The organism is Marinifilum breve, from assembly GCF_003202155.1.
Classification (GTDB): domain Bacteria; phylum Bacteroidota; class Bacteroidia; order Bacteroidales; family Marinifilaceae; genus Marinifilum; species Marinifilum breve.
Genome location: NZ_QFLI01000001.1, coordinates 484,546 through 500,807 on the forward strand (window position 1 = coordinate 484,546; position 16,262 = coordinate 500,807).

The following is a 16,262-nucleotide window of genomic DNA, read 5'->3' on the forward strand; positions in this document are numbered from 1 at the left end:
AAATTTGTTTGAACAAAATGTTCCATTATGGAAAAAGATTGATTCGAAAATAGAGAATTGACCTTATGCACTGATTTTTGTAACTTATAATACCGATTACTATTCAATCCCGATAATTATCGGGAGCGCCTTTAGTGCGCTTCACTTCAAAAGTCCCATTGAATATGTATCGGCATTATACAAGAGCATTTTAATATTTAAATAGTATAATTGGTCAATAATCAATAAAACAACCAGATGAACTACATAGAACTAATAAAGCTAATCACCAATGGGGAATGGCGCAATGTGGAATCTCAAGAGGTGTGTTCGTTCTTTTGGACGGAACCCGATCAATCCATAAACATTAAATTCATATCAGGCGAAAAAGCCGGCAAAACCGACTCTCATAAATTCGTAAAATTGTACTTGAGCAAAGAACAGCAAGAAGACTGTCACGCCTTACAATTCCAAAGCAATTTGTTCACCAGTGAATTCTGTTTAGAATCGGAAGACAGCCATTTGTTTGTCTCCTCTAAAGTGTTTGGTGATATGGAATTGGAAAGACATAGTTAGTGCCTCTGATATATATTGCAACAAAACGAACAACTTGTTCAATCCAGACTACAAAAAAAGCCCAACCAAAAGGTTGAGCCCGCCATAAATGTCTTTTTTCTGCTTATTGATCGCTATGTTTCTTACACAGTTCAATCATTTTTTCCTGCATCATTTTATTTTCAGGATCACTTTTCAAAAGAATTTCCAATTGATCTTTGGCAGTAAGGTATTTTTCCATACTCTCCAAAGACAATACATTCCTGTACTTTAGTCTGTCATCCTTTGTTAATTCACCTATTTTCGCTGCGTAATTGGCTGCCTTCTCGTGCAGGTTCTCTTTGGTAAGCATTTCCCAAACTCTGTTTACTTGCTCGCTATCGGTATGATATTGCTTTGCCTCCTCACCTTCAACTACTCTTTGGTAAGTTGCAATGGCATCTTCAAGCGATTTCTCTTTCATATCGGCATACAATAAATCCGACAGAAACTTTTTAGGAGCTTCTACCTTTATCACTTTAAACTGATCGTAAACCAAAGTGGCATTGGGAGGAATCACATCTCCTGCTCCCTTGGAACCATAGGCCAATGAATCTGGAAGAATCGCAACCACCTCATCGCCTTGGCGAAGCAGCATGCTAATTTCTGTAAAACCTTTAATCAAACGAGAATAATCAGCTGTATAGGTAAATAATGAATCCGGCAACTCATTGGTATTCCAAACCACCTTGCCATCAACCTGAAGGCTTAAATAAGCACCTACCTTACATCCGGTTTCAACCTTTCGCCCCTCTCCTTTTTTAAGATAGAAATACTTTAAACCACTACTTGTTTGAATGGTATCAACCAAAGCAATTTCTTTACTGGTTGATTTTTGATTGTTACAGGCACTCATCATGAGCAGTGCTGCAAATAAAATGGAATAAATCGTTCTCATAGTCTCGTTATTATCTGGTATCTGTAATCAGAATTCCAAATGTAAGAAATAATAAAGTAGTGGAATGAAAATAACTTATGGAATTTCATCCAAAAGCTTTTTAAGATCCGATTATTAAACATATCAAATACCATTTATTTCCAATACCAGACCAATCTTATTTAAATTCCTTAAATTGTAATGAATCAAATGAGCAAAGCATGTGTTATGATATACAAGCAAAATTGGAGACTCAATTAAAAAGAGCCCGCAGGCTAAACCAAGTTGAAGTCATTCGTGAATTGGAAACGGAACTGGAACCATACCTTACCAACTGGCATCACGTATCTGGTTTTACTCACCCCAATTTGCTCATTTATACAAACGAAACTCCAAATTTACCAACTGTAGCATCGTGGGGCTTGATTCCTGATTGGGTTAAGAGCAAAAATCAAGCCGATGATTTAAGAAGAAAAACCGTTAATGCCAGGGGCGAAAGCATATTTGAAAAACCTTCATTTCGAAAATCGGCACAGTATCATCGTTGTTTGATTTGTGTAGATGGCTTCTATGAACATCATCACAGGAATGGTAAAATATTCCCCTTTTTCATCAAAAATAAAAATGGTGAACCAATAACTCTTGCAGGACTTTGGAGCAATTGGACAAACAGGCAAACTGGTGAAATTCTGAAAACTTTTACCATTGTAACGGTAAAAGCCAATCCATTGATGACAGAAATTCATAACAATCCTAAACTTAAAGAAGCAAGAATGCCTTTGATACTCACCAATGATAATTCGGAGAGTTGGATTAATGCCTTCCCTAATTCAAAGGGTATGGATGAAATTAAATCCATAATAAAACCCTCGCAAGTAAATTTAATAGCACATACAGTTCGTCCTTTGAGAGGCAAACACTCTGTTGAAAATTCACCAAAAGCAAGTGAAGAATTTCATTACAACGACTTTAACAGTCTTTTTTGAATACCCCAAATCACAAAATTTAATGCATATGGAATATTATTTTTGGAGAATAAAAAAAATTACATACTTTTACTTTGAATTTCAAAGTACTTTTTATGAACCAACAAAAATACATTGATGATTTAAATGAAATTAAAGAGATGATGAACAAATCATCTAAATTTATTTCATTGAGCGGATTATCGGGAATTTCGGCAGGAATTATTGCATTGGTGGGTGCCTATTTTGCATGGATCAACATCTATTCTGAAACTGGATACCAAAATTTTGATCGCGCTCTATTAAGTTGGGAACAACTTATTCAATTGCTGGGCATTGGTTTTATCACCTTGTTACTCGCTGTTGGCTTTGGAATTTTCTTTACTCGCCTAAAAACCAAAAAGGCCAAGCAAAACATATGGGATTCTCAAACCAAAAGACTGCTAATTAACTTACTCATCCCTCTTCTAAGCGGTGGAGTATTTTGTCTGTTGATATTGCTTAAAGGTTACATAGGCTTAATTGCCCCCCTTACCTTGATTTTTTATGGCTTGGCATTGGTAAATGCAAGTAAATATACCCTAACAGAAGTTCGAAGTCTAGGGATTCTAGAGATCATTTTAGGATTAATTGCTACTTACTTTATTGGGTATGGCTTGATATTTTGGTGCATTGGATTTGGAGTCCTACACATTGTGTATGGTATTATTATGGAAGTAAAATACAAGTCGTGAAAGATATTTTAAAAGATTTAAATAAAGCTTTTGAGAACCGAATTCGACTTGGAATCATGTCGGCTTTGGTGGTAAACGATTACTTGGATTTTAATGCCTTGAAAAACCTTTTAGGCGTAACTGACGGTAATTTGGCTAGCCACCTAAAGTCTTTGGAAAAGACCGAGTACATTCGCGTTCAAAAAGAATTCTTAGATCGCAAGCCAAACACCAAGTATAGTGCTACAAATGAAGGAAAAGCAGCATTCTTAAAACACATAAAAGCCATCGAACAACTATTGAAATAATTTTTTTTACCACCCTACTTTGTATTTCAAAGTACTTTTAAAAAACACGAGATATGAACACAGAACAATCTTCATTCGAAAAATTTGGCCACTGGTTAAAACAATCCGTTGGATTAAAACTTTCCACTATTACCATTCTTATGCTTTTGCTTCTCATTCCTGCAAGTATGATCAAATCCATCATTCACGAAAGAGAAAGCCAAAACAGATCAGTACTGCGCGAAGTAAGCTCCAAATGGGCCAATGAACAGCAATTAAATGGTCCGATATTGACTATTCCTTTGGTATACGAATATCTCAACAATGAAAATGAAACCATTCAAAAAACCAAACACCTACACATTTTACCAGATCAATTAAATGTTTATGGAAATATCGAACCCAAAACTTTAAAACGTGGTATCTACGAGGTTGTTGTATACAGCAGTAAGCTAAAGGTTTCCGGACTGTTTGATTTAAATGCTAAAATTGATCAAAGCGGGTTAAAGGAGATCCAATTCGACAAGGCGTTCATGAGCATCGGAATTTCTGACCTAAGAGGAATAGAGGATCAAATTCAGTTCCAATGGGGTAAAAATAAAATATCCGTACAACCAGGATCACGATTACCCAATATGATACCTTCTGGCGTTAGTCTTGATGTGCCAAATTTGGCAGAAAATTTCACCAAAATGGTTAACTTTTCTTTTGACTTAAATCTACAGGGAAGTCAAAACCTCTCATTTATTCCTGTAGGTGGAAGTACACAAGTGGAGTTACAATCTCCATGGTCCTCTCCTAGTTTTAATGGGAACTTTATTCCTAAAACCCGTGAAGTTAGCGATAAGGGATTTACAGCCAAATGGAAAGCCTTATTGCTTAACCGCAACTATCCACAATCCTGGGTAGATAGAAATATGGCAGATAGAATGCAGGATTCTAGTTTTGGCGTAGATCTAATTATGCCTTTGGATGATTACCAAAAAGCCACGCGATCGGCTAAGTATGCTGCAATGACCATCTCTTTAATCTTCCTGGTATTCTTCCTGGTAGAGATACTCAACGGAAAAAAAATTCATCCATTTCAGTATACATTGGTAGGTTTAGCACTTTGTCTTTTCTATGTTCTGCTGATATCCATTTCGGAACATACCAATTTTAATATCGCATACCTTATTTCTGCAGGAGTTAGTTCCTTACTCATCTCTCTTTACTCGACAAGTGTTTTTAACTCCTTAAAATTTACAGCTATTCTTTCGTCAACAATTCTTGGAATATACACATTCCTTTTTGTAACACTTCAACTTGCTGATTATGCTTTATTAATGGGTAGTATAGGCTTAACTGTTATTCTTGCCATCACCATGTTCTTTACTCGAAATATCAATTGGTACAAACTACATGTGAGTGCTGAATAATTCAAAATAAAATCCGATTGAGAAATGAATAAAAAAAGCAATTTTTCCATAAAGGCTCGATTGAATAGTTTCAAACATGCCCTACGAGGTTTAAAAATTACAGTTAAAGAAGAAGACAATGCTAAAATTCATTTGGGCATTGGCATTATCATCTATGTACTGTCTGCTATTTTGAAGCTGAAGAAAATGGAAATTGTAGCTGTTCTTTTCTCAATCGGATTTGTTGTTGTAGCTGAACTATTCAATACTGCAATCGAGAATCTATGTGACTTTGTTCAACCCAATCATCTCAAGCAGATCAAAAAAATAAAAGATATTTCTGCAGTAGCAGTATTAATTAGTACAATTACTGCATTCATGATAGGATTAATTGTTTATTTACCCAGACTGATTTGCACACTCTCTTAAATTGTAAATTTTCGTAACTTTTATTTAGCTTATATAATATCACAGTTGTTATGAGTAAAGTTTATCACTTCGATTACATTATTATAGGTGCAGGCATTATTGGTTTAACATTGGCCAAGGAGTTGATGTCAAAACATCCACAACCCACTATTGCAATTCTGGAAAAGGAAGAAGATGTAGCCAAACACGCAAGTGGGTTGAATAGTGGAGTTTTACATGCTGGCTTTTATTATTCTTCGGATTCGCTAAAAGCCAAATTCTGTGTGCAGGGAAATCAGTTTATGAAATCCTTTTGTATGGAAAACAATATTCCAGTAAACAATTGTGGTAAAGTAGTAGTGGCTATCAATGAAGAGGAATTACAAGGTTTATATGAGTTAGAAAAACGAGGAAAGAAAAATGGTGTTGATCTTGAGTTGATTGATTTGGATAGATTAAAAGAAATTGATCCCAATGCAAAAAGTTACCAAAAGGCACTTTACTCTCCTACAACAGCAAGTGTTGATCCCAAATTGGTTTGTTCAAGACTTAAAGACATATTAATAGATAAAGGTGTTGAACTAGATTTTTCAACCCAGTTTTGGAGTATGAAAAACAATATAATTTACACTAACAAAAAGCAGTATTCCTGTAAGTTTTTATTTAACGCAGCAGGTTTGTATGCTGATAAGATTGCCAAACAATTTGGATTTGCAAAGAACCGTATTATTATACCGTTTAGAGGCAATTATCTGGTGTATAGAAATAAGAAACACCAAATAAAAACACATATCTATCCTGTTCCAAATCTTTTAAATCCATTTTTAGGTGTTCATTACACATTAACGGTAAACAATGAGCTAAAATTAGGACCAACTTCAACGCCTGCATTTTGGAGAGAAAATTACAACGGATTGTCAAGATTTAACCTTCAGGAATTTATGCAAATCATCTATTATGAATCAAAATTATTTCTTTTCAACTCATTTAATTTTAGACGTCTGGCCATTTCTGAAATCAAAAAATACAACCGAAGGTACTTCGTGCAACTAGCCAAGCATTTATCTCACAATTGTAATCCTGAGTCATTTGACACATGGACAAAACCAGGAATCAGAGCTCAATTGCTCAATACAAAAACATTAAAGCTTGAAATGGATTTTATTGTAGAAGGAGATTCAAATTCTCTACATATTCTCAATGCTGTATCACCTGCTTTTACTTGTAGTTTTGCTTTCGCAAAATATCTCGTATCGGAAAAATTGCAAAAAAATATCGATTAAATAAAAACAGGACAATAGAATTCACAAATATTTCTAATTTTCACATTTAAATTGAATATCATATCATGGACTTCTACCAGAGCATCTCAAAATATTACCAATACATATTTCCATTGAATAAAATGCAACTTGATTTTATTGGTAAAAGCCACCAACAAGCTAAAGACCAACTTTCCGTTTTAGATATTGGCTGTGCCATTGGTGATTTATCATTGGAGCTTGTCGAATCTTATCAAAAGGTCACAGGTATAGATCTGGATAAAGGAATGATTGACAAGGCAATCATCAAAGGAAAGAGTCTCAAAAACCTTGAATTCCATTTGCAGAATATGCTGGAACTTGATACCGCTTTCGGATCAAATTCATTTGATATTATTGCCTGCTTTGGAAACACATTGGTGCACTTAAATTCAGATGAAGAAGTTTTACAATTCTTTCGTACTGCAAAAGCGGTTTTAAAGAAAGATGGAAAACTTCTTTTTCAAATCATCAATTACGATCGAATCATCGATCAGAAGATTGATCACTTGCCCACAATTGAAAATGAGGTCATAAAGTTTGAACGAAACTACAAGTATCATTCTTCATTGGGGAAAGTTGATTTTGAAACCATACTAAGCATTAAAGAAAGTAATCACAGCATTCAAAACTGCATTGCTTTATTGGCGCTTAGAAAAGCAAAAATTGAAGAACTTCTGCATAAAGCAGGCTTTTCAAATATTTCTTTTTTTGGAAATTTTAAACGTGAAAATCTCACAGAAAACAGCATGCCATTAATTGTTGAGGCAAGCTAATACACTAAGTATCTGAGTTCACATATCGTTATTTTTTTAATCCTTCATATCCTTACAGAAATGAAAGTTAAACTCGTATTGCCTTCACTCACCGAGGCAAAGAGCCCATTTTGGCGTCCAATTAAATACTCCTTATTCCCTCCTCTTGGTTTAGCAAGCTTAGCATCTTACCTTTCTGCAGAGGATGAAATTGAACTCATAGATCAACATGTGGAGAAATTACACATCGATGACAATCCCGATTTGGTCCTGATTCAAGTGTATATTACCAATACTAAACGTGCTTATAAGATTGCCGATCATTACAGAAAACGTGGCACATTTGTAGTTTTGGGAGGTCTTCATGTTACTTCACTGCCAAATGAAGCAATCCAACATGCAGACACTGTGATTCTGGGACCTGCAGAACAATCTTTTCCTGAATTCCTGCAAGATTTTAAAATGAAAAGGACTAAAAAATTCTATCATGCAAAACATAGAAGAACCATTGAAAACCAACCAGTAATCAGGAGAGATTTGATCAAGCGAGAAAAATATTTGGTTCCCAACTCTCTATCCATATCCAGAGGCTGTCCTCATCATTGTAGTTTCTGTTATAAAGATGCCTTTTTTAGAGGTGGGAAATCATTTTACACCCAAAGAGTAGATGAAATTCTTGCCGAAATCGATCGACTTCAAGGAAAACATCTCTATTTTTTGGATGATCACCTGCTGGGCGATCCAAAGTTGGCTGCTACTCTATTTCGTGAGATGAAAGGAATGAACAGGGTATTTCAGGGAGCTGCTACCGTTGAATCCATTCTTAAAGGCAATTTATTGGAATTAGCCGCCGAAGCAGGATTAAGAAGTGTATTTGTAGGATTCGAAACCTTTTCGGAAGAGAATTTGCGCCAAAGCAATAAAAATCAGAATCTAAAACAAAGCTACGAACTGGCTGTTAAAAGACTGCACGATTTAGGAATCATGATCAACGGTAGTTTTGTTTTTGGTCTGGACCACGATGATCAAGATGTATTTAAGCGAACTGTTGATTGGGGAGTAAACCATTCAATTACCACAGCAACCTATCACATCTTAACACCCTATCCTGGTACGAAACTCTATCAGGATTTAGAGAAGCAAAATCGCATTCTTACCAAGAATTGGGATTTATACGATACAAGGCACGCGGTGTATGAAAGTAAAAAATTAAGCCCAAAAGAACTGGAAGATGGATATCAATGGGCCTACAAGGAATTTTATTCCTGGCAGAACATATTTAAATCCTCATTTGCTCACGATCATCTTACCCACCAATTAAAACATTTGTTCTATACCGGTGGATGGAAAAAATTTGAACCACTATGGAATTTCATCATCAATACGGGAGGTTTAAAGCGCATGCTGCCACTATTGGAATTATTGCTTTGCGAAGTTGATAAGGCCAAAGGAAATATTTCTGAAAAAAATCTCTACAAATCATTTCAATGATTTTTCGTATATTCTATATTCCATAAACTTTAAACCCGATTTGAAATGAAGTATACCATTGAAATAGAAATTAACAAGCCTATTGATGAAGTCGTGAAATTATTTAATAGTGAGGATAACCTTTTTAAATGGATGGAAGGTTTGCAGAGTATCGAGCACTTGACGGGAGAACCTGGAGCAAAGGGTTCTACTTCAAAAATGATTTTCAAACAAGGAAAAAGAGAGATGGAAATGTTTGAGACCGTAATCTCTTTAAATCTGCCTGAAGAGTTTATTGCAAGCTATGAAGCAAGAGGGGTTTACAATTTGGCAAAAACCAGTTTTCAGCCCTTAGGCGATCACAAAACAAAATACATAACCGAACAGGAATTCCAACTAAAAGGATTAATGAAAGCTTTTGGATGGATAATGCCTGGTGCGTTTAAAAAGCAAACCGAAAAATACCTGCAAATGTTTAAGGAGTTTGCAGAAGAACAGTAATAAAAAAAGCCATTTACCGATAATAGTAAATGGCTTCTTTTTATTCTTTTATTTGCTTAGAATCCTAAACCAAATCTTCCCCAATATTCATTCTCCAATTCTTTCCAGCGTAGCATTGTAGCACCAGTAAAGTCTTTGGTGAATTTATTTAGAAGTGTGGTTGCTTCTTCTTTCTTGCCTTCTTCTAACAACTTCTTGATTTTAGCTTCAAAATACTCAGCATCGCTAAAACCTTTGTCTTCAAAGTAAGCCACTTCTTCCATCATGCCTTTTCTGGTTTTTTGCCATTGCAAAGTAGCCAATTTGTTAGCCTTTCTGTATTGCCAAATTGCAGCATCTTCTCTGTAACGTTTTTGTCCACAGAAGTTAAAACTCTCAGGAAGCTTTGTAGTTCCAGAATAAATTGGAACACGAGGACTTTGTCCTGGGTTATCGAAAGAGAACCAAGCTCTACCACCAATTTCATCAGGCAACCAATCTCTCAACTGAATGATATGAGAATAAGAACACCATGCAACAGCAACTGTTCTCTGATACTCGATGGTTCCCTCTTTAAGGTAATTGCGCAAGTTTCTGTGATCTCTCGTAGGCCATGGGTGAGCATTTGGCGCGATAATGGTATCAGCACCAATCTCCTCTTTCTTATCGTTGTATTTTTTCTTCACCACCTTTAGGTTTTGAGTCATATCATACTCAGTACCTTCATAGGTTTCGCGATACAATGCAATTACGTCGCGTACAGAAACTTTCTGATCTGGTTTTACAGAGAATGGCAATTCATCTGCTTCAAAATCCAATTTTAATGATGGAGCCAAAGCATTTAGAATGATAAATTCGCGAATTTTGAATGGCTTCTCAACCTTACCATAAGCTTTCCAGAACTTGAATTCTTCTTTTCCATCCCATCTTTTAAGATTTTTGGCAACAGAGAATACATTGTCTGAAAACATGAAGTAATCCTTGTTCTTTTTCTCGATTTTACCAATTCTTGAAATATTTGCCGATACACCAACATGATCATCAGGAATACGCTGAGCAGCCCAAACGCCTCCGATATTATCAGGACCTTCTCCGAAAATTTCCATTTGCCAAACTTCATGCTTGTCAGCAATGGTGATACACTCACCCCAATCGCCATAACCATACTCTTTGATTAATTTGCCAATTAATGTAATCGCATCGCGAGCAGTGGTACAACGCTGTAAAGCAATACGCTCCAACTCTTCAATTAGGAACATTCCTTTTTCGTTCACCAATTCTTTAGGACCAACAATGGTAGTTTCACCAATTGCCAATTGCTTTTCGTTCAAACATGGATAAGCGGTATTTAAATATGCGTAAGTTTCCTTCGCTTGCGGAATGCTACCTACAACATTCATTTTTCTTCGATCCCAAGCAGTTTCAGTTTTCAGGCTACCCTTGTAAACTTCCATGGTAGTATCGTTCTTGAACTTCTGTCCTTTCTCAACCTCTAACCAGGTTCTGTAACGTCCATCGCAAGTATGACTTGTAATTACAGATCCATCGGTTGATGCCTTTTTACCCACCATGATACTGGTACAACTCTCTCCAAAAAACGGATCGTTTACCTGATCTAAAACTCCTTGTGCAACAACACTTGCCGGCAATATGCAAAGCATGGCAAATGCTGCTAATAGTAACTTTTTCATTTGTTTGTTGTTTAAATGTATGCCTCAGTTTTAAAATTGAGCTCTAAAAGTAATTTATTCTCATTATTCTTCCAATTGTACAACAAAATGATTGATAATGCTTTTAAACAAGTATGGCATTTAATGGTGCATCACCCTACTTGTTTCAAATCTTTCCAAAATTCTATGCAGAAGGATCACTTTTAAGTTTCATTAACTTTTATTCAATGCATTTAGCATTCTTCTACCCTACATTTGTAATGTACAAAAACAGAGATGTTTTTTCATAGATTAGATTTTAGGTTAGTAAATAGTGGTTAGAGAAAATCCCGAACTTTGAACAGGTTCGGGATTTTTCTTTGGTATATTCTGACCTCAGATGAAACAAAAGCCCCCACTCAATGTGGAAGCTTTTGCATCGCTATTCTAAATTTAAATCACTTCGGCATCCGTCTCGGCCTCACTTTCGGTGCGGCGGCGTTTTATCAATTCATTGCTTTCATCTATTAAATGAGCAATAGTTTGAGCTGTTGCCTTGTAAGTATCTGGTTTTGCCTTTGCCATGGTATTCATGTAACCTACCAAATTGTCGTTTATTTCTTTTACAGCTAATTTCTTTAGCTTACTGGCTGTTGCCAAATCTTGCTTGGCTCCTTCGCCTTCGGCTTGCTGTAGTTTAATGGATTCAAAATCATCTTCAGCCGCAGTTAAGGCAGAAATAATTTCACCCACACCTTGCAGTTTGGCAATTGCCGTTACAACATCCTCTTTACCTAAATCTTTAAGCATCGATCTTACCTCAGCTGTTTCTGCATCGTTGTTCTCATCCTGAATACCCATACCGTAATTTTCTAAAATTCTATAAACCACCAAAGCAGCTTCCTTTACCTCGGCTACCGGAATATGAGTATACCCTTCAACCAATTTAAATAAGGATCGAATTTTCAAATCACGAACACGATCTTTTTCGGCCAGTTGCGAGTAAGCAATTAAACGTTTTAAAGCCTCTGTTAATGAGGTACTATACTCACTTATTTTTGCGATCAGAGCTATTAAGTAAGTGTCGGTAGTCCAGTCGTTCTGTGCAAATGCATCTATAATTACTCTTACCAATGCACTAGCATCGTTATTACGAATGTTGGTTTTAATTTTTTTAATCAATTTCATAGTCTTTGTTTTAAGTGTTAGTTATGTTGATTATTAAAATTTAAGTCTCTGAATTTCCAACTCCCATTATTTCCGAAAACAACTTGTAAGCTTTCATTAAACGATGAAAGAGCAAAAGATCCACCTTTCATACTTTCATTAAATGATGAAAGAGCAAAAGTTCAACCTTTCATGCTTTCATTAAACGATGAAAGAGCAAAAGTTCCACCTTTCATGCTTTCATTAAACGATGAAAGAGCAAAAGTTCCATCTTTCATACTTTCATTAAATGATAACGCTTCAAAAAAATATTTTGCTTTCATTAAATGATAATTGTTCCAATACCAACTTCCCCATTTCCCCTTCACACTCTATCAAATTTATATTAATATTTTTACTTAACAAAGAAATAATATACTTTATTCAATCTCACCCTTAACCAATTGTAAATTTCAACAGACACTCACAACAGAATACGCTATCACTCTTATTTTCTGAATTGTATTAAAATTTATTTAGAGATTTATCTCATTTCAATTCACCTCATAAGCATTGCAACCCCCACACTTTACTAACTTAATAATACGATCACATTCACAATCCTAAAAATCTATGATAGATAAACATTTCCCTTAATCCATATCAAAACAGCGAAAATTTTAATGCTCCAAATCGTAAACAATCGAGCCAATCTGGGTCATGATTTTTATCCTAGCATTAAAATACACTCCCATCTTTCCATCAAATTATTTCTACCTTTGGGCACAAACAAGAATTCATGTCGAAATACAGGTATTTTTTTCATATCGCCTACAAAGGCAGTAATTACAGAGGTTGGCAAAAGCAGATTAATGCCAAAAGTATGCAGGAAAGCATTGAGGATGTGTTGAGCAAGTTTCTGAAGGAAAAAATACACTGCATGGGTTGTGGCAGAACCGATGCGGGGGTTCATGCATCGCAATATTACTTTCATATCGATGTGAGTCATCCAATTGAGGAGAATCTATTGTTTGCCATTAACCGAATGCTTCCGCCCGACATTTCTGTTTTCGATTTTCAGTTGGTTGAGCCACAAAATCATGCACAGCACAGCGCCAGTGAGCGTACTTACAATTATTTTATTCACACCAGTAAAAATCCCTATTTGAGTGATATCAGTTCGCTTTATTCTCTTGATTTGAACAGTAAAAAAATGCAATTGGCTGCCCAATATTTGATTGGCGAAAAAGATTTTCGTGCCTTCTGCAAAACACCCGATAGACACAATCATACCTTTTGTAAGGTAAGCAAAGCACAAATTTATAAAAGCGCTGATTCTGGCTCTTTGCGATTCGAGATTACTGCCAATCGCTTTTTAAAAGGGATGATTCGAATCATTGTCCATCAGTTGCTCGAAGTGGGTCAAGAAAAAATGAGCGTAGCAGAATTCAAGCATCAGTTGAATCATCAAATCACCCCTTCCCCATTAAATTTGTCATATCCACAGGGCTTATACCTATCAGAAATTAAATATCCATTTATAGAACAGAAGAATCTGGCTAATCAGTGTATCATGATGGATTTGAAGGATTGGATTCTAGTTTAGCTATAAGTTTCAAGAGTAAATTGCCAAAAGAATAAGGCTTTCAACAAATTGGATTTAGCTTTTGGATATATAATGAGCTTAATTTAGGAATTCTTCCCTCTCAGGGAATCCCGAAAGTTTTCGGGAGGCTACAGCCAGAAGGGTATTTTTGGTTCTATATGAAATTTAGTATAAGGCCAATTCGATTACTAATTGAAAACAATAATTCTATAGATTAACTTTAATTTGCTCAAGCCGCATGGCTCATCCTTTTTCCATTGATGAAAAAGGATGCAAAAAATCTAGGGCGAGTAAGCCCAAACCTCTTCTACTTGAAAAATTTAAGTGCGGCGGAGTGATCTTCGAACAAGTTCTCAGCTTCTCCGTCTTACTAAAAATTTATTCTACGGATAAGCGGTTTGTCCTTCCCATGCCCTACCCCAGTTCGAACCAAGCAAATGTAATTTTACAACTTCACAAAGAGATGAAATTCTTAGTAGGCTTGTGATTTGGAGCTTCAATCCGCATACTTCTCCAACTTCACATACAATTCTTCAGGATTTATTGGCTTGGTTACAAAATCGGTCATGCCTGCACCAATTACTTTGGCTCGTATCTCGTTAAAGGCTGATGCCGTAACGGCAATAATAGGCAACTCCTTGTATTTCTCCTGATTAAGATTTCTGATACTTTGAGCTGCATCGTAACCATCCATTACAGGCATTTGCAAATCCATAAGTACCATATCGTAATCGGCTTCCTGAACTTTGTCTAATGCAATTTTACCATTCTTGGCAATATCATAGCTTACATCCCACTTCTTAAGGAATTGCTTTATAATTAACACATTCATTGGGTTGTCTTCCGCTACTAAAATGTGCATCCCCTTCAGCTTTTGGCAATCGGTAAAATGTCCTTCTGAAAAACTAACTTTAGGTTTTGATTTCAAACTGATTTTTAGCTTAACATCCACAAAGAAAGAGGTTCCTTTTCCTGCTTCACTTTCCACATTAATGCGACCATTCATTAACTCTACCAGCTTTCCGGTAATGGCCAGTCCCAATCCAGTTCCGCCATACAATCGCGTGGTATTGGAATCTGCCTGCGAGAAAGATTCAAAAATCTGATCTTTCTTGTCAACCGGAATCCCAATTCCCGTATCGTTAATTTCAAACTGAATATTCACCATATTATCCGAACTGCCTTTAAATTCTGCCTTTAAAACCACTCTACCTTCATCGGTAAATTTTATGGCATTACAACACAAGTTGGTAATTATTTGCGATAACCTGGTAGGATCACCAGTAAGATGTGCAGGAATTTTAGGATCAATTTCAATAACAAATTCCAGATCTTTTTCTTTTGCCTTCATGTAAAATCCAGCAGTCACATTATTGATGAAATTTCTAAAATTAAAGTCGATTTTCTCCAATTCAATCTTACCTGCTTCAATTTTACTAAAATCCAGAATGTCATTAATTAATGTCATCAAGTTATCGGCCGATAGCTTTAAAATGTTCAGATTACTTAACTGATCTTCCCTTGGTTCATTTTCCGACAACAAATGTGTAACTCCGATTACAGCGTTCATTGGCGTACGTATTTCGTGCGACATGGTAGACAGAAACTGCGCCTTGGCTTTGGTAGCCTCTTCGGCTTTTTCTTTGGCTGCTATCAATTCCGACTCCACTCTTTTTCGCTCCGACAAATCGTTAAGTGCAACAAAATGAATATTGTCCTCGGACAACTGCACAGGATTTAAAATTACCTCAACAGGAAATTCCATTCCATTCTCCTTCCTATGGATCCAATCAAACTTATTAAAGCCCCTTTCTCTGGCTTTGTAAATTAAATCCATAGCTTTATCAGATGATTTCGTACCATCAGGTTGAAACTCAGGAGAAAAATCTCTAACAAATTTACCTACGAAATCTTCACGTTCTTTAACTCCAAAAAGATCTAAACAAGCCTGATTGCAATCTAAAAATCTCGACTCTTTAATAATCAGGTATGCTACTGACGATTTTTCAAAAATCATTCTGAATTTTTCGTCGGTAACATTCTTCTCTTCTTCTAAATTTTTTCGCTCTGATATGTCTTTTATAAATCCTGATAATCCTGTTGCCTTACCATCTTCTCCTATGATTAATCGCTCCTCAATTTCGCACCACTTGTAGCTGCCCGATTTGGTAACAAAACGCAACTCAAAATGATTGGTTTTTTCCTTATGCTCAAGCAAATATCTAAGTTTTAACTTACAAAGTTCAATATCATCAGGATGCACAAACTCAAATACATTTGTACCAATACTCGACCATAAATCAAAACCAGTCATCTTCGTCCAGGCCGGATTTAAATACATCCATTCTCCTTCGATATTGGCTTGGAAAATTACCTCACTAATATTATCCACAATTGACTCTAGTCTTGAGCTTGCTGTTTTAACCTCTGCAGATTTTGTTTCCAGATTTTTCTGAAGCTCGCTATTTACATTGAACAATTCTTGCGAATTTTTTTCCAGAATATTTTCAATTTGCTTGATATCAGAATCAAAGTCAACATATGCATCATTGATCACATCAAGAAAATCTTTGAATTTTTCCTGCTCCTCTTCTGATAAATATTTTCTGATTTGTCTTTTAAGTAGTCGATGCAT

The 16,262-nt window shown here is 35.8% G+C and carries 16 protein-coding genes; 11 read left to right on the forward strand and 5 right to left on the reverse strand.

Translation table 11 applies throughout. The annotated features are described in order from the left end of the window. Positions 1–237 precede the first annotated feature (237 nt). A complete protein-coding gene (locus DF185_RS01930) occupies positions 238–555 on the forward strand; it encodes a hypothetical protein (protein WP_110359034.1) in 318 nt (105 codons plus the stop codon). A 103-nt stretch (positions 556–658) separates the two neighbouring features. On the opposite strand, the gene DF185_RS01935 is transcribed toward DF185_RS01930, so the two are convergent. Further along, positions 659–1,471 (reverse strand): FKBP-type peptidyl-prolyl cis-trans isomerase, encoded by an 813-nt coding sequence (locus DF185_RS01935; RefSeq protein ID WP_110359035.1) that lies wholly within the window; start codon positions 1,469–1,471, stop codon positions 659–661. Positions 1,472–1,671: 200 nt separating this feature from the next. On the opposite strand from DF185_RS01935, the gene DF185_RS01940 reads away from it, so the two are divergent. The 9 genes from DF185_RS01940 (at position 1,672) to DF185_RS01980 (ending at position 9,247) form a co-directional block, all read left to right on the forward strand. Then, positions 1,672–2,436, forward strand: coding sequence for an SOS response-associated peptidase (locus DF185_RS01940; protein WP_110359036.1), 765 nt, complete (start codon positions 1,672–1,674; stop codon positions 2,434–2,436). A gap of 95 nt (positions 2,437–2,531) precedes the next feature. Continuing rightward, on the forward strand, positions 2,532–3,149 hold the full coding sequence (locus tag DF185_RS01945) for a hypothetical protein (protein ID WP_110359037.1): 618 nt from the start codon (positions 2,532–2,534) through the stop codon (positions 3,147–3,149). Further along, positions 3,146–3,436 (forward strand): winged helix-turn-helix domain-containing protein, encoded by a 291-nt coding sequence (locus DF185_RS01950; RefSeq protein ID WP_054719939.1) that lies wholly within the window; start codon positions 3,146–3,148, stop codon positions 3,434–3,436. Before DF185_RS01945 ends, DF185_RS01950 begins: the two co-directional genes overlap by 4 nt. 53 nt (positions 3,437–3,489) lie before the next feature. Beyond that, positions 3,490–4,833 carry a cell envelope integrity protein CreD gene (creD, locus tag DF185_RS01955; RefSeq protein WP_110359038.1) on the forward strand — a complete coding sequence of 448 codons (1,344 nt, stop codon included), beginning with the start codon at positions 3,490–3,492 and terminating at the stop codon, positions 4,831–4,833. 24 nt (positions 4,834–4,857) lie between these two features. Continuing rightward, positions 4,858–5,241, forward strand: coding sequence for a diacylglycerol kinase family protein (locus DF185_RS01960; RefSeq protein ID WP_110359039.1), 384 nt, complete (start codon positions 4,858–4,860; stop codon positions 5,239–5,241). A 50-nt stretch (positions 5,242–5,291) separates the two neighbouring features. After that, the gene (lhgD, locus tag DF185_RS01965; RefSeq protein ID WP_110359040.1) at positions 5,292–6,503 is read left to right on the forward strand and encodes an L-2-hydroxyglutarate dehydrogenase; all 1,212 of its coding nucleotides are present in this window, start codon (positions 5,292–5,294) and stop codon (positions 6,501–6,503) included. 65 nt (positions 6,504–6,568) lie between these two features. After that, positions 6,569–7,297 (forward strand): class I SAM-dependent methyltransferase, encoded by a 729-nt coding sequence (locus tag DF185_RS01970; RefSeq protein WP_110359041.1) that lies wholly within the window; start codon positions 6,569–6,571, stop codon positions 7,295–7,297. 60 nt (positions 7,298–7,357) lie between these two features. Continuing rightward, positions 7,358–8,767, forward strand: a complete 1,410-nt coding sequence (locus tag DF185_RS01975) for a B12-binding domain-containing radical SAM protein (protein WP_110359042.1) — start codon at positions 7,358–7,360, stop codon at positions 8,765–8,767. A gap of 45 nt (positions 8,768–8,812) precedes the next feature. Next, complete coding sequence (locus DF185_RS01980) at positions 8,813–9,247, forward strand: SRPBCC family protein (protein WP_110359043.1); 435 nt, start codon at positions 8,813–8,815, stop codon at positions 9,245–9,247. A 56-nt stretch (positions 9,248–9,303) separates the two neighbouring features. Here the strand turns inward: DF185_RS01980 and DF185_RS01985 are convergent, their stop codons facing one another. The 3 genes from DF185_RS01985 to DF185_RS01995 form a co-directional block, all read right to left on the reverse strand. Next, the gene (locus tag DF185_RS01985) at positions 9,304–10,917 is read right to left on the reverse strand and encodes a dipeptidase (RefSeq protein WP_110359044.1); all 1,614 of its coding nucleotides are present in this window, start codon (positions 10,915–10,917) and stop codon (positions 9,304–9,306) included. Positions 10,918–11,328: 411 nt separating this feature from the next. After that, a complete protein-coding gene (locus tag DF185_RS01990; RefSeq protein ID WP_110359045.1) occupies positions 11,329–12,063 on the reverse strand; it encodes a DUF6261 family protein in 735 nt (244 codons plus the stop codon). A gap of 161 nt (positions 12,064–12,224) precedes the next feature. After that, a complete protein-coding gene (locus tag DF185_RS01995; RefSeq protein WP_110359046.1) occupies positions 12,225–12,410 on the reverse strand; it encodes a hypothetical protein in 186 nt (61 codons plus the stop codon). A gap of 410 nt (positions 12,411–12,820) precedes the next feature. Between DF185_RS01995 and truA the strand changes: the two genes are divergently transcribed. Then, positions 12,821–13,627, forward strand: a complete 807-nt coding sequence (gene truA, locus DF185_RS02000) for a tRNA pseudouridine(38-40) synthase TruA (protein ID WP_110359047.1) — start codon at positions 12,821–12,823, stop codon at positions 13,625–13,627. A 496-nt stretch (positions 13,628–14,123) separates the two neighbouring features. Here truA and DF185_RS02010 read toward each other — a convergent pair whose 3' ends face one another. Continuing rightward, positions 14,124–16,262, reverse strand: a complete 2,139-nt coding sequence (locus DF185_RS02010; RefSeq protein WP_110359049.1) for a PAS domain S-box protein — start codon at positions 16,260–16,262, stop codon at positions 14,124–14,126.